This window comes from Pseudomonas paralactis, assembly GCF_001439735.1.
GTDB classification, from domain to species: domain Bacteria; phylum Pseudomonadota; class Gammaproteobacteria; order Pseudomonadales; family Pseudomonadaceae; genus Aquipseudomonas; species Aquipseudomonas paralactis.
The window spans coordinates 639,638-652,231 of the sequence record NZ_JYLN01000002.1; the positions used below are offsets into that span (position 1 = coordinate 639,638).

The window sequence follows — 12,594 nt, forward strand, 5'->3', positions numbered from 1 at the left end:
TTTAGGACAGGGAATAACCGTTACCGAAGGTGATTGGCTGGAACTTCGCGCACAAAGCCTGACGAACTTACGTGAGGGAATTGATCATTACCGCTATAATCGCCGCCTTTTCGTCAGGCTATACGATTTCAGACATGAGCCAATCCAGCGAGCTTGTTCAATCCGCACAACGCACCATCCGCCTAGAGCTTGAAGCCGTAGAAGGCTTGCTGGCCCATATCAACGCGGATTTCGTGCGCGCCTGCGAGATGATCCTGGCCAGCAAGGGCCGTGTTGTCGTGGTCGGCATGGGTAAATCCGGCCACATCGGCAACAAGATCGCCGCCACCCTGGCAAGCACCGGCACCACCGCTTTTTTCGTACACCCGGCCGAAGCCAGCCACGGCGACATGGGCATGATCACCAAGGATGACGTGATTCTGGCGCTGTCCAACTCGGGCACCACCAACGAAATCGTGACCTTGCTGCCGTTGATCAAGCGTCTGGGCATCCAGATGATCAGCCTCACCGGCAACCCGGAATCGACCCTGGCCAAGGCCGCCGACGTCAACCTCAACGTGCACGTGGCCCATGAGGCCTGCCCGTTGAACCTGGCACCGACGTCCTCCACCACTGCCGCACTGGTCATGGGCGATGCCCTGGCGGTGGCGCTGCTGGAGGCCCGTGGGTTTACCGCTGAAGATTTCGCATTTTCCCATCCAGGCGGCGCCCTCGGCCGTCGTTTGCTACTTAAAGTGGAAAATGTCATGCATTCGGGTGCCGAACTGCCAAGCGTTCCACGCGGCACCCTGCTCAGGGATGCGCTGATGGAAATGACCCGCAAGGGCCTGGGCATGACGGCAATCCTGGAAGCTGACGGGCGCCTGGCCGGGATATTCACCGACGGTGATCTGCGCCGCACACTGGACCGCACCATCGATATTCACACCGCGACCATCGACGCGGTGATGACACCCCACGGCAAGACCGCCCGCGCTGAAATGCTCGCGGCTGAAGCGCTGAAAATCATGGAAGACCACCGGATCGGTGCGCTGATCGTCGTCGATAACGATGATCGACCGATCGGAGCCCTAAACCTTGGCGACTTGCTGCGCGCAGGAGTGATGTAAATGACCAGCGATCTGTTGCAACGCGGTAAAAATATCAAGCTGGCGATTTTCGACGTTGACGGCGTACTGACCGACGGCCGCCTGTACTTTCTCGAAGACGGCAGCGAATTCAAGACATTCAATACGCTCGATGGCCAGGGCATCAAGATGCTGATGGCGGCGGGCGTGCAAACGGCGATTATCAGCGGTCGAAAGACGCCGGTTGTGGAACGCCGCGCACAAAACCTCGGAATTGCTCACCTGTATCAGGGCCGCGAGGATAAACTGGTGGTACTGGACGAGCTTCTTGGCCAACTCAACCTAAGCTATGAACAAGTCGCCTATCTGGGTGACGACCTGCCCGACCTGCCGGTGATTCGCCGGGTGGGCCTGGGCATGGCGGTCGCGAATGCCGCGGCGTTTGTGCGCGAACACGCCCATGGCATCACCACCGCCCGTGGCGGCGAAGGTGCTGCCCGCGAGTTCTGCGAGTTGATCCTGCGTGCCCAGGGCAGCCTTGAAGCAGCCCACGCCGCCTACCTATAGAGCGTTATATGCTGAGCAAAAAGATTCGCAACTTCCTGCTGTTCGGGGTCATTGCCGCGCTGTTCCTGGCGGTGGGCTACTGGAATATCAGCCCGGAGCGCTTTCTCGACAAGCCTGTTGCGCAGGTTGACGAAGGTGTTATCGACTATTACGCCACCAACGCCTACAGCATTCAGTTCCTGCCGGACGGCAAGGTGCAGTATGAAATGACGTCGGACAAGGTCGAGCACTTGAAGGCCTCTGAAGTCAGCCTGCTGACCAATCCGGACCTGAACCTGTATCGCGGCACCGAATTTCCATGGCATGTCACCAGCAAGCGTGGCGAGGTCAACCCGGACGGTACCGAAGTTGAACTGATCGACTCGGTTCGCGTCGCACGTACAGACGCGCAGAACCGCGACACCATCATTACCAGCAGTCGCATGACCGTATTCCCACAGAAGCAATATGCGCAGACCGAGCAAGACGTTAGAATCGACGGCGCTGGCGGTGTATCGACTGGCAAGGGAATGAAAGCGTATTTGAAAGAAAGCAGGATACACCTGCTATCGAACGTAAGAGGACAGTATGAGGCTCGTTAAAACTCTCCCTATTTTGCTCGGTCTGGGCGCAGCACTGGGAAGCGTGAGCGCCTGGGCTCTGCCGAACGATAGCCAGCAACCGATCCACATCTCGGCTGACGATGCGCAGCTCGATGACAAGCAAGGTGTAGCCACCTACACCGGCGGTGTGATCATTACCCAGGGCTCGATGAAGATTACCGGTAATACGGTGACCCTGACGCGCACCCAGGCCGGCGATATCGATGTCGTAACCTCAGTGGGCAACCTGGCTTACTTCGAACAGAAGCAAAAGGCAGAAGATCCAGGCCCGATGAAAGGCTACGGCAAGACTATTCAATACCATGCCCAGCAAAATCGCATCGTCCTGATCGACCAGGCCAAAGTGCTCAGCGCCGACGGCAACTCGACCGAAGGCGAGAAAATCGTCTACAACACCAAGACCCAGGTCGCTCAGGCCGGTCGCGCCAATGGCAACAAGGTCACCGCACCTCGTCCACGCATCGACATGGTTATCCAGCCGAAGAAGAAGGCCGAGTAATGGCGACCCTGAAAGCCCAGCACCTGGCCAAGGCCTATAAAAGCCGTCAGGTGGTACGTGATGTCAGCCTGTCGATCGACAGCGGCCAGATCGTCGGTTTGCTCGGCCCCAACGGTGCCGGCAAGACCACCTGCTTCTATATGATTGTCGGGCTGGTCCAGGCCGATCAGGGTCGCGTATTGATCGACGACCTGGACGTCAGCCACCAGCCCATGCACGGTCGTGCACGCGCCGGTATCGGCTATCTTCCCCAGGAAGCATCGATCTTCCGCAAACTGTCGGTGGCCGACAACATCATGGCGATCCTCGAGACCCGCAAGGAACTCGACCGCGACGGCCGCCGCAAAGAGCTGGAAAGCCTGTTGCAGGAGTTCCACATCAACCACATTCGCGACAACCTCGGCATGAGCTTGTCCGGTGGTGAGCGCCGCCGCGTGGAAATCGCACGCGCCCTGGCCACCGCACCGAAGTTCATCCTGCTGGATGAACCGTTTGCCGGTGTTGACCCGATTTCGGTGGGCGATATCAAGCAGATCATTCACCACCTCAAGGCCAAGGGCATTGGTGTGCTGATCACCGACCACAACGTCCGTGAGACGCTGGATATCTGTGAAACCGCCTATATCGTTAACGATGGCCAGTTGATTGCTGAAGGCGACGCCGAGTCCATCTTGGCCAATGAGCTGGTCAAGGAAGTTTACCTGGGTCACGAGTTCCGCCTGTAGACGAAGTGGTATCGCGCCTTTTGCCGGAGCGCGCAGGAGTCAATAGAAACCTTGGTTTTTTTATTGTTACCGTGCTCTAGGCAAAGGCCCTGATATCAGGCATATAATTTGCTTATGTTTGGCGCTCACGCGCCCTGTCGTGGATGGCGCATTGCGCCGGCGAATAAGGTGTTAAGCCCCTGCCATGAAACCATCGCTAGTCCTGAGAATGGGCCAGCAGCTGACGATGACACCGCAGCTGCAACAGGCCATCCGCCTGCTCCAATTGTCGACCCTGGACCTGCAGCAGGAAATCCAGGAGGCCCTGGAGTCCAATCCGATGCTCGAACGCCAGGAAGAAGGCGACGACTTCGACAATGCCGACCCGCTGGCCGACAACATCGAGCAAAAACCCAACCCCGACGTGCAGGAACCCTCCTACCAGGAAACCGCCCCTACAGTGGACAACCTGGAAGAAGGCGAATGGAACGAACGCATTCCCAACGAGCTTCCCGTGGATACCGCATGGGAAGACGTGTACCAGACCAGCGCGAGCAGCCTGCCGAGCAATGATGATGACGAGTGGGACTTCACCACCCGCACTTCGGCCGGCGAGAGCCTGCAGAGCCACTTGCTGTGGCAACTCAACCTGGCGCCGATGTCGGACACTGATCGCCTGATCGCGGTTACGCTGATCGATTGCATCAATAACCAGGGTTACCTGGACGAAACCCTCGACGAGATCCTCGAAGCCTTCGACCCGGAGCTGGACATCGAGCTGGACGAGATTGAAGCCGTCCTGCACCGCATCCAGCAATTCGAGCCCGCCGGCATCGGCGCCCGCACGCTCAGTGAGTGCCTCTTGCTGCAACTGCGCCAACTGCCGGCCAAGACGCCCTGGCTCACAGAGGCCCAGCGCCTGGTCAGCGACTACATCGATCTGCTGGGCAGCCGCGACTACAGCCAGTTGATGCGCCGCATGAAGCTCAAGGAAGACGACTTGCGCCAGGTCATTGAGCTGGTGCAGAGCCTCAACCCGCGCCCGGGCTCGCAGATTGAATCCAGCGAAGCCGAATACGTGGTTCCCGACGTGATCGTGCGCAAGGACAACGAGCGCTGGCTGGTGGAGTTGAACCAGGAGTCGGTGCCACGCCTGCGGGTCAACCCGCAATATGCAGGCTTTGTGCGCCGCGCCGATACCAGCGCCGACAACACCTTCATGCGCAACCAGTTGCAGGAAGCGCGGTGGTTCATCAAGAGCCTGCAAAGCCGCAATGAAACCCTGATGAAAGTCGCTACCCAAATTGTCGAGCACCAGCGCGGCTTCCTGGAATACGGCGACGAAGCCATGAAGCCTCTGGTGTTGCACGATATCGCCGAAGCAGTCGGCATGCATGAATCGACGATTTCACGGGTGACCACGCAAAAGTTCATGCATACCCCGCGCGGTATTTATGAGCTGAAATACTTTTTTTCCAGCCACGTCAGCACCTCCGAAGGCGGCGAATGCTCGTCCACGGCGATCCGCGCGATCATCAAAAAACTGGTTGCCGCGGAAAATCAGAAAAAGCCGTTGAGTGACAGCAAGATCGCTGGTTTACTGGAGGCACAAGGCATTCAGGTCGCCCGTCGAACCGTCGCCAAGTACCGCGAGTCTCTTGGTATCGCGCCTTCCAGCGAGCGCAAGCGGTTGATGTGACAGGCGGGCCACAGCGTTCCAGTGGCGGGTATTCCCACCCGCCGCTTTATGCACTGGCAACGAAGGAGAAGCTGTATGCAAGTCAACATCAGTGGACACCATGTAGAAGTCACTCCTCCACTGCGCGACTATGTCGAGCAGAAGCTGAGGAAACTTGAAGGCCATTTCGACAAGATCACCAACGTGCAGGTCATCATGAAGGTCGACAAGCTTCAGCAGAAAATCGAAGCGACCCTCCAGATCCCCGGTGGCGAAGTGGTTGCCAATGCAGAGCATGAAGACATGTATGCGTCGATTGACTTGCTCACCGACAAGCTCGACCGCCAACTCAAAAAGCATAAGGAAAAGAATCTGAGCCTGCTCCAAGGCACAGGTCGTTAACTCTCCCCCCATGATCCGACTTGAAACCATCCTGACCCCCGGCCGTTCCCTCGTGAACGTGCCGGGCGGCAGTAAAAAGCGCGCCCTCGAACAAATTGCCAACCTGATCAGCAGCCAAGTGCCTGAGCTGGAGATGCAAGATGTTTTCGAGGCTCTGATTGCCCGTGAAAAACTCGGCTCCACCGGTTTTGGCAACGGCATCGCCATTCCTCACTGCCGTCTCGAAGGCTGCGAGACCCCGGTCAGCGCCCTTCTGCACCTGGAAAAACCCATCGACTTCGACGCCATCGACGGTGCCCCGGTTGACCTGCTGTTCGTGCTGCTGGTCCCGCAAGCCGCCACCGATGCGCACCTGGAACTGCTTCGTCAGATAGCCAGTATGCTCGACCGCAAGGAAGTACGTGACAAGTTGCGCAGTGCCAGCAGCAGCGAGGCGCTGTATCAGGTCGTCCTGGATGAACAAAACGGGCAGTAATCATGCGTTTGATCATCGTCAGCGGCCGCTCCGGCTCAGGTAAAAGCACCGCCCTCAATGTGCTTGAGGACAACGGTTTCTATTGCATCGACAACCTGCCGGCGGGTCTGCTGCCGGAGTTGGCAGAACGCGCTCTTATCCACACCGAACTGGCGCAACCGCTGGTCGCTGTGTCGATCGACGCCCGCAACCTGCCCAGCCACCTCTCGCGGTTTCCAGAGCTGCTCGAAGAGGTGCGCGCCAAGCACATTCATTGCGATGTGCTGTACCTGGATGCCGATGAAGAAACCTTGCTCAAGCGTTTCTCCGAAACCCGTCGACGCCATCCGCTGAGCAGCGCCAACCGCTCCCTGGCCGAAGCCATTGAAGACGAGACCAAGCTGCTGGGGCCGATCATTGATCTGGCCGACTTGAAAATCAACACCACCAACCTGAACCTGTATCAGTTGCGCGATGCGATCAAGTTGCGCCTTTTGAACCAGCCCGAGCCGGGGACGGCGTTTTTGGTCGAGTCGTTTGGCTTCAAGCGTGGCATGCCGGTCGATGCCGACCTGGTGTTCGATGTGCGCTGCCTGCCCAATCCTTATTGGAAGCCGGAGTTGCGCGATCAATCCGGTCTGGATCAGCCCGTCGTCGACTATCTGGCGGCACAACCGGATGTGGAAGAGATGTTCCAGGATATCTCCAGCTACCTGCTGAAATGGTTGCCGCGTTTTGCCGCAAGCAATCGTGCGTACGTGACCATCGCCATCGGCTGCACAGGCGGCCACCACCGCTCGGTTTACCTGACTGAACGGCTGGGCCAGGTGCTGCAACAAACCCTCAAGAATGTCCAGGTTCGCCACCGCGACCTAAGCTGAAAGGAACACCTGCGCGATGCCCGCTCTGGAAATTGAAATCATCAACAAGCTGGGCCTGCACGCCCGGGCGTCGGCTAAATTCGTCGGCGTGGCCGGGCAGTTCCCCTGCCAGATCCGTGCTGGGCGCTCACCGGAGTCCATGGTCGATGGCAAGAGCATCATGGCGATGATGATGCTGGCGGCCGGCAAGGGCACCAGCATTCATCTGAGTACTGAAGGCGAGCAAGAGCAGGAAGCGATGGACGCATTGGTTGAGCTGATCAATAACAAATTCGATGAAGGTGAATAACCGCCGATGATGTAGGAGCGAGCTTGCTCGCGAAGAACGTCAACGATAATGCGGGCATTCTGGTTTCCTGCGGCGCGTGGGCATTCTTCGCGAGCAAGCTCGCTCCTACATAGGACGGGATTTATCCTAAAGCTGTATCCATCACCATCATCAGGCAAAATCCGATACATAACCCCAGGCTCGCTAGCTTTTCGTGGCCGTTTCGGCGCGACTCGGGGATCACTTCATGGGTCACTACCAACAACATTGCACCCGCGGCCAGCGCCAGTCCCAGGGGCAGCAACACCTCGGCCAGGCTCACCAGCCAGGCGCAAAGTACCGCAAATACCGGTTCAACCAATCCTGATGCGGCGCCAATCAAAAACGCTTTGACCCGCGACATTCCCGCCCCGGCCAGTACCAGCGCAATTACCAAGCCCTCGGGTACATCCTGCAACGCAATGCCCATGGCCAGACTGTCGGCATCCGCCATGCCTCCACCCGCGGAGACACCCACTGCCATACCTTCGGGAATGTTGTGCGCGATGATGGCAAACACAAAAAGCCAGATGCGCGGCGGGATCACCGGTTTATCCGGCGTCCCCACCAGCATCTCGGGGCTCGCACCGCAGACCTTGCGATCTACCAGATACAACCCGAATGCGCCCAGCATGATACCGAAGCTGATCAGCCCACCCGCGCCCCACGGCGAAAGCCCCAGGCCTTCGGCCGCGGCAATACCCGGCACGACCAACGAAAAGGCCGTCGCCGCCAGCATCACGCCCGCGCCGAAGCCCAGCAAGGTATCGCTCAACGCCGCCGGCATCCGCCGGATCACCAGCACCGGCACCGCGCCCAGTGCAGTGCCAAGCGCGCAAATGGCACCGCCCTGCAACGCGCGCAGGATGCGCGGCTCAAGGTCCAACCAGGCCAGCCCATGGGCCACCAGCAATGCAGTCCCTGCCAATAACAGCAGTGAGCCGAACGCATAACGGAACATTCGTACGCTGCTGATCGCCAGTGTTTCAGTGCCCATAGTCGCCCTTAGATCTTGTTTTGGAGTGAATGTCAGGCCAAGGCGGCCTGGTAGCGGGCAGCAACTTCCGGCCAGTTGATAACGCTGTAGAACGCATTGATGTATTCAGGGCGACGGTTCTGGTACCGCAAGTAATAGGCGTGTTCCCACACGTCCAGACCGAGGATGGGCGTATTGCCGCTCATCAGCGGGCTGTCCTGGTTGCCGCTGCTTTCCACGACCAGGGTGTCTTGCGGGGTCACGCTCAACCAGGCCCAACCACTGCCGAAACGGGTCAACGCGGCCTTGGTGAATGCCTCCTTGAAACGGTCGAAACCGCCCAATTGCTCATCGATCGCCTTGCCCAGCGCGCCTTCGGGTTTACCGCCTCCTGTAGGCGACATGACCGCCCAGAACAACGAGTGGTTTGCGTGGCCGCCTCCTTGATTGACCACGGCAGCGCGCAATTTCTCCGGTAATTTTTGTACGCTGGAAACCAGCTTCTCCACTGGCCATCCGGCGAATTCGGTGCCTTCCACCGCAGCATTCAGGTTATTGATGTAGGTCTGGTGATGCTTGGTGTAGTGAATCTCCATGGTTTGCGCATCGATATGCGGCTCAAGGGCGTCATAGGCGTAAGGCAGGGCCGGCAGGGTGTAAGTCATATCAATGGGCTCCATAGTGAGACGAGGGCGACTGCGGCGCAGCATCGCCCAGCAACCGGTGGGTGCGGGGGTACTCGCCGTGATCGCTGATGAAATTCAACAGCTCGACGTAGGTTTTGCTGCTCTGGCGCAACGCTGCCTCGCGCAACCTCGGGTTGAGCCGCGGGTCTTGCAGGGTCTGCAACAAACGCTGGTGAATGGCGCAGAGGTATTCCGCGCTTTCCTCGGGTTGATTCAGGCGCAAGTGCAGGTCTGCCAGGTTGTGATGGGAAATGACGCAGGCCGCCACTGCTTCGTCGGCATCCGCCCAGCGTTCAAACAATACCTGAGCCAGGGCCAGGGCTTGCAGATAGGCCTCGCGAGCATCCACCAACTCGCCCGCCATAAAGCAGCGATTGGCCCGTTCGATCGTACGTTTCCAGTGCTCCATGGTGAGCCTCCAAAGCAGGGTCGTTAGTTACACGCCGCCAGCCGTGAGCTTTTCGGGGTCCAGCAGGACTTCCAGTTGGCTGCGCGGCAGGTCGGTGTGCTCAAGGGCGACATCGATGACCGGACGGCCTTGCTGGTAAGCCTGCTTGGCAATTTCAGCGGCCTTCTGGTAACCAATGATCGGGTTAAGGGCGGTGACCAGGATCGGGTTGCGCGACAGCGCTTCCTTGAGCTTGGCTTGGTTGACCTTGAAGCTGGCAATGGCCTTGTCCGCCAGCAAACGACTGGAGTTGGCGAGCAATTCAAGGCTGCTGAGCAGGTTCTGGGCGATGATCGGCAGCATCACATTCAGTTCGAAGTTGCCCGACTGACCGGCCACTGTGATGACAGCGTCATTGCCGATAACCTGCGCGGCCACCATCGCCGTGGCTTCGGGTATCACGGGGTTGACCTTGCCCGGCATGATCGACGAGCCAGGCTGCAAGCCCTCCAGCTCGATTTCACCGAGACCGGCGAGTGGGCCGGAGTTCATCCAGCGCAGATCATTGGCGATCTTCATCAGTGACACCGCAGTGGCTTTCAACTGGCCGGAAACTGCGACGGCAGTGTCCTGAGAGCCAATCAGCGCAAACAGGTTCTTGCCTGGCGTGAACTCGACCCCGGTCAAACGGCTCAGTTGCTGACTGAAACGCCCGGCAAATTCAGGATGCGCGTTGATCCCGGTGCCCACCGCAGTGCCGCCCTGGGCCAGTGCCTGCAAGGCCGGAAGCAGGTCCTGCAGGTGGCCGATATTGGCCTTGAGCTGTTGCGCCCAGCCATTGAGCACCTGGCTCATGCGTACCGGCATGGCGTCCATCAAGTGGGTGCGACCGGTCTTGATGAACGGATGCACCTCTTCGGCCTTCTGCTCGATCACTTGCACCAGGTGCAGCAGGGCCGGCAGCGTTTGCTCATGCAGTACCAGGGCGGCGCTGACGTGAATGGTGGTGGGAATAATGTCGTTGCTGCTTTGGCCGCAGTTGACGTGATCATTGGGGTTGACCGCCTCGCCGAGCAAACGGCTGGCAAGGGTCGCAATCACTTCGTTGGCGTTCATATTGGAGCTGGTGCCAGAACCGGTCTGGAAGATATCCACCGGGAAGTGCTGCATGTAATCACCTTCCAGCAAGCCTTGGGCGGCGTCGACAATGGCCTTGCCCTGCCCTTCGCTGATCTGCTTGAGGTCGACGTTGACCTTGGCCGCAGCCGTCTTGGCCAGGATCAGGGCGCGGATGAATTGCGCCGGCATACGCTGATGACTGATCGGGAAGTTGTTCACCGCACGCTGGGTTTGCGCGCCATATAACGCGTCTTGCGGCACATGCAGTTCGCCCATGCTGTCGCGTTCGATACGGGTGTTACTCATCATTAGATCCTTGCACCAAGTCAGAAACGGAAATCGAAGGCAGTAATTCGCAGGTCGCCAATTGCCAGGCAAAGGTCTGCCAGCGCTTGAGGCGGCAGGCACAGTGGGAGAGTTTTTCCAGGTCGCGCAGCGGGCGCCACGCCTGGTCCAGGCACATCGAGCGCCAATGCCAGGGCAGTGCGATATCGCTGGCGGTGTCGATCAGCAGGCGAAATGACGTTTCGGCGATCGTCCACGGATGGGTCGCGGTGCAACAGGCCAGGTATCGACCTTCATTGAGGTAATGTTCGATCAGGCGAGGTTCATTGGGATCCAGGCCACAGCGGATCTGGCGGCTCATCCAGCGCCAGCTTTCCAGGTACGGATCCTCATGCAGGACAGAACTCATGATCCACACTCATTCGGTAATGATATTTATTATTAAATGATATTGAGAATCAAAACAAGCATGACCGATTAAAACCTCCGTGGCATGAGCAATAAAAAAGGCGCGCCATCCTTGGGATGGCGCGCCTTTTTGTTGAGTCCGGTAGAGGTTAGCTGCCGGCGACCGTCATCCGCTCGATCAGCACAGACCCCGTGCGGATATTGCTGCGCAGTTCCAGATCATTACCCACAGCGACGATCTGCTTGAACATGTCGCGCATGTTGCCGGCGATCGTCACTTCCTGGACGGCGAATTGAATTTCACCATTTTCCACCCAGAAACCTGCCGCGCCCCGTGAGTAATCGCCGGTGACCATATTCAGGCCCTGGCCCATCAGCTCAGTCACCAGCAAGCCGCGCCCCATGCGTCGCAGCAATGCAGCCTGGTCCTCATCGCCATGGGTTACAAACAGGTTATGCACGCCGCCGGAGTTGGCGGTACTCGGCAGGCCAAGCTTGCGACCGGCATAAGTGCCCAACACATAGGAGACCAACTCACCGTTCTCGACAAACGGCTTGGCATAGGTCGCCAGGCCATCACCATCGAACGAAGAACTGCCCATCGCACGCATCAAATGCGGGCGCTCATCAATGGTCAGCCACTCAGGAAACAGTTTCTGGCCGATTGCGCCCTCAAGGAATGACGACTTGCGATACAGGTTGCCACCGGAAATCGCCCCCAGAAAGCTACCGAACAAACCACCGGCCAGCTCTGCAGAAAACAGCACCGGCACTTCACAGGTCGGCACCGGGCGTGCGCCCAGGCGGCTGGCGGCACGTTGGGCAGCCCGTTGGCCAATGCTGACGGGGTCCGCCAACAAATCACCCTGGCGGTTCACGTCGTACCAGTAATCACGCTGCATCTGGCCGTTGGCTTCGGCGATCATCACGCAACTGAGGCTGTGACGCGTGGACGCATAGCCGCCGATAAAACCATGGCTGTTGCCGTACACACGACAGCCCTGGTGGGTGCTCAGCGTAGTGCCGTCAGCATTCTTGATCCGAGGGTCGGTATCAAAGGCCGCCGCCTCGCAGATCAGCGCTTGTTCAATGGCTTGCTCCGGGGTGATATCCCAGGCGTGAAACAGGTCGAAATCCTGCACGTCCCTGGCCATCAACGCCTTGTCGGCCAGCCCCGAGCTTTCATCTTCGGAGGTGTGCTTGGCGATCGCCAACGCAGCGGCGACGGTCTCGCGAATCGCTTCCGGGCCGCTGGCCGAAGTGCTGGCCGAGCCTTTGCGCTGTCCTGCGTACAAGGTAATGCCAAACCCCTGGTCGCGGTTGAACTCGACGGTTTCCACTTCCCGCTGGCGCACCGACGTCGACAGCCCCTGCTCCAGCGACACCGCCACTTCACAGGCGCTGGCCCCCTGGCGCTTGGCCTCGGCGAGGATCTGCTCGACTTGTTCCTGCAGTGCCGGTAACGCTTGCGGACCGACGCTTTGGGCTGCACTCATGGTTTTCTCCACTCAAATTCTGCTTTCGGTTAAGGCCATCGAGCGACCGGGCCGGACAAGCGGCCCCCGACTGGT

General features: G+C 58.9%; 16 protein-coding genes. 10 read left to right on the forward strand and 6 right to left on the reverse strand.

Annotation, left to right across the window (positions count from 1 at the left end; all coding sequences use genetic code 11):
- Nucleotides 1–134: 134 nt before the first annotated feature.
- The 10 genes from TX23_RS07095 to TX23_RS07140 all read left to right on the forward strand — a co-directional run bounded on the left by TX23_RS07095 (nt 135) and on the right by TX23_RS07140 (nt 7,143).
- Nucleotides 135–1,109 carry a KpsF/GutQ family sugar-phosphate isomerase gene (locus tag TX23_RS07095; RefSeq protein WP_005784849.1) on the forward strand — a complete coding sequence of 325 codons (975 nt, stop codon included), beginning with the start codon at nt 135–137 and terminating at the stop codon, nt 1,107–1,109.
- Nucleotides 1,110–1,634 (forward strand): KdsC family phosphatase, encoded by a 525-nt coding sequence (locus TX23_RS07100; RefSeq protein ID WP_005784847.1) that lies wholly within the window; start codon nt 1,110–1,112, stop codon nt 1,632–1,634.
- An 8-nt stretch (nt 1,635–1,642) separates the two neighbouring features.
- On the forward strand, nt 1,643–2,215 hold the full coding sequence (gene lptC, locus TX23_RS07105; RefSeq protein ID WP_057701586.1) for an LPS export ABC transporter periplasmic protein LptC: 573 nt from the start codon (nt 1,643–1,645) through the stop codon (nt 2,213–2,215).
- Complete coding sequence (lptA, locus tag TX23_RS07110) at nt 2,202–2,735, forward strand: lipopolysaccharide transport periplasmic protein LptA (protein WP_057701587.1); 534 nt, start codon at nt 2,202–2,204, stop codon at nt 2,733–2,735. The genes lptC and lptA overlap by 14 nt, the downstream gene beginning before the upstream one ends.
- Nucleotides 2,735–3,460 (forward strand): LPS export ABC transporter ATP-binding protein, encoded by a 726-nt coding sequence (lptB, locus tag TX23_RS07115; RefSeq protein ID WP_057701588.1) that lies wholly within the window; start codon nt 2,735–2,737, stop codon nt 3,458–3,460. The genes lptA and lptB overlap by 1 nt, the downstream gene beginning before the upstream one ends.
- Nucleotides 3,461–3,644: 184 nt before the next feature.
- Entirely contained in the window at nt 3,645–5,138 is a 1,494-nt protein-coding gene (locus TX23_RS07120; protein ID WP_057701589.1) for an RNA polymerase factor sigma-54, read from the forward strand.
- 75 nt (nt 5,139–5,213) lie between these two features.
- A complete protein-coding gene (gene hpf / locus TX23_RS07125) occupies nt 5,214–5,519 on the forward strand; it encodes a ribosome hibernation-promoting factor, HPF/YfiA family (RefSeq protein ID WP_027604812.1) in 306 nt (101 codons plus the stop codon).
- Between the two features lie 10 nt (nt 5,520–5,529).
- Nucleotides 5,530–5,994: a PTS IIA-like nitrogen regulatory protein PtsN gene (gene ptsN / locus TX23_RS07130; protein ID WP_057701590.1), complete on the forward strand. Its 465-nt coding sequence runs from the start codon at nt 5,530–5,532 to the stop codon at nt 5,992–5,994.
- A 2-nt stretch (nt 5,995–5,996) separates the two neighbouring features.
- Nucleotides 5,997–6,854, forward strand: coding sequence for an RNase adapter RapZ (rapZ, locus tag TX23_RS07135; RefSeq protein WP_003188578.1), 858 nt, complete (start codon nt 5,997–5,999; stop codon nt 6,852–6,854).
- A 16-nt stretch (nt 6,855–6,870) separates the two neighbouring features.
- Nucleotides 6,871–7,143: an HPr family phosphocarrier protein gene (locus TX23_RS07140; RefSeq protein WP_057701591.1), complete on the forward strand. Its 273-nt coding sequence runs from the start codon at nt 6,871–6,873 to the stop codon at nt 7,141–7,143.
- Nucleotides 7,144–7,264: 121 nt separating this feature from the next.
- Here the strand turns inward: TX23_RS07140 and TX23_RS07145 are convergent, their stop codons facing one another.
- The 6 genes from TX23_RS07145 to pmbA form a co-directional block, all read right to left on the reverse strand.
- Nucleotides 7,265–8,158, reverse strand: a complete 894-nt coding sequence (locus TX23_RS07145; protein ID WP_057701592.1) for a ZIP family metal transporter — start codon at nt 8,156–8,158, stop codon at nt 7,265–7,267.
- A gap of 32 nt (nt 8,159–8,190) precedes the next feature.
- Nucleotides 8,191–8,802: a superoxide dismutase gene (locus TX23_RS07150; protein ID WP_057701593.1), complete on the reverse strand. Its 612-nt coding sequence runs from the start codon at nt 8,800–8,802 to the stop codon at nt 8,191–8,193.
- Between the two features lies 1 nt (nt 8,803).
- Nucleotides 8,804–9,232: a hypothetical protein gene (locus TX23_RS07155; RefSeq protein ID WP_057701594.1), complete on the reverse strand. Its 429-nt coding sequence runs from the start codon at nt 9,230–9,232 to the stop codon at nt 8,804–8,806.
- 27 nt (nt 9,233–9,259) lie between these two features.
- Entirely contained in the window at nt 9,260–10,636 is a 1,377-nt protein-coding gene (locus TX23_RS07160) for a class II fumarate hydratase (protein ID WP_057701595.1), read from the reverse strand.
- On the reverse strand, nt 10,629–11,024 hold the full coding sequence (locus tag TX23_RS07165) for a hypothetical protein (RefSeq protein ID WP_057701596.1): 396 nt from the start codon (nt 11,022–11,024) through the stop codon (nt 10,629–10,631). Before TX23_RS07165 ends, TX23_RS07160 begins: the two co-directional genes overlap by 8 nt.
- 148 nt (nt 11,025–11,172) lie before the next feature.
- Nucleotides 11,173–12,519 (reverse strand): metalloprotease PmbA, encoded by a 1,347-nt coding sequence (gene pmbA, locus TX23_RS07170; protein ID WP_005784818.1) that lies wholly within the window; start codon nt 12,517–12,519, stop codon nt 11,173–11,175.
- Between the last annotated feature and the right edge of the window lie 75 nt (nt 12,520–12,594).

Excerpts from the sequence above, each read along its gene's own strand:
- TX23_RS07100 (WP_005784847.1), top strand. The coding sequence starts at position 1,110 with ATGACCAGCGATCTGTTGCAACGCGGTAAAAATATCAAGCTGGCGATT.
- lptA (WP_057701587.1), top strand. The coding sequence starts at position 2,202 with ATGAGGCTCGTTAAAACTCTCCCTATTTTGCTCGGTCTGGGCGCAGCA.
- lptC (WP_057701586.1), top strand. The coding sequence starts at position 1,643 with ATGCTGAGCAAAAAGATTCGCAACTTCCTGCTGTTCGGGGTCATTGCC.
- TX23_RS07095 (WP_005784849.1), top strand. The coding sequence starts at position 135 with ATGAGCCAATCCAGCGAGCTTGTTCAATCCGCACAACGCACCATCCGC.
- TX23_RS07155 (WP_057701594.1), bottom strand. The coding sequence starts at position 9,232 with ATGGAGCACTGGAAACGTACGATCGAACGGGCCAATCGCTGCTTTATG.
- TX23_RS07120 (WP_057701589.1), top strand. The coding sequence starts at position 3,645 with ATGAAACCATCGCTAGTCCTGAGAATGGGCCAGCAGCTGACGATGACA.
- ptsN (WP_057701590.1), top strand. The coding sequence starts at position 5,530 with ATGATCCGACTTGAAACCATCCTGACCCCCGGCCGTTCCCTCGTGAAC.
- hpf (WP_027604812.1), top strand. The coding sequence starts at position 5,214 with ATGCAAGTCAACATCAGTGGACACCATGTAGAAGTCACTCCTCCACTG.
- TX23_RS07150 (WP_057701593.1), bottom strand. The coding sequence starts at position 8,802 with ATGACTTACACCCTGCCGGCCCTGCCTTACGCCTATGACGCCCTTGAG.
- lptB (WP_057701588.1), top strand. The coding sequence starts at position 2,735 with ATGGCGACCCTGAAAGCCCAGCACCTGGCCAAGGCCTATAAAAGCCGT.
- TX23_RS07160 (WP_057701595.1), bottom strand. The coding sequence starts at position 10,636 with ATGAGTAACACCCGTATCGAACGCGACAGCATGGGCGAACTGCATGTG.
- TX23_RS07165 (WP_057701596.1), bottom strand. The coding sequence starts at position 11,024 with ATGAGTTCTGTCCTGCATGAGGATCCGTACCTGGAAAGCTGGCGCTGG.
- rapZ (WP_003188578.1), top strand. The coding sequence starts at position 5,997 with ATGCGTTTGATCATCGTCAGCGGCCGCTCCGGCTCAGGTAAAAGCACC.
- pmbA (WP_005784818.1), bottom strand. The coding sequence starts at position 12,519 with ATGAGTGCAGCCCAAAGCGTCGGTCCGCAAGCGTTACCGGCACTGCAG.
- TX23_RS07145 (WP_057701592.1), bottom strand. The coding sequence starts at position 8,158 with ATGGGCACTGAAACACTGGCGATCAGCAGCGTACGAATGTTCCGTTAT.
- TX23_RS07140 (WP_057701591.1), top strand. The coding sequence starts at position 6,871 with ATGCCCGCTCTGGAAATTGAAATCATCAACAAGCTGGGCCTGCACGCC.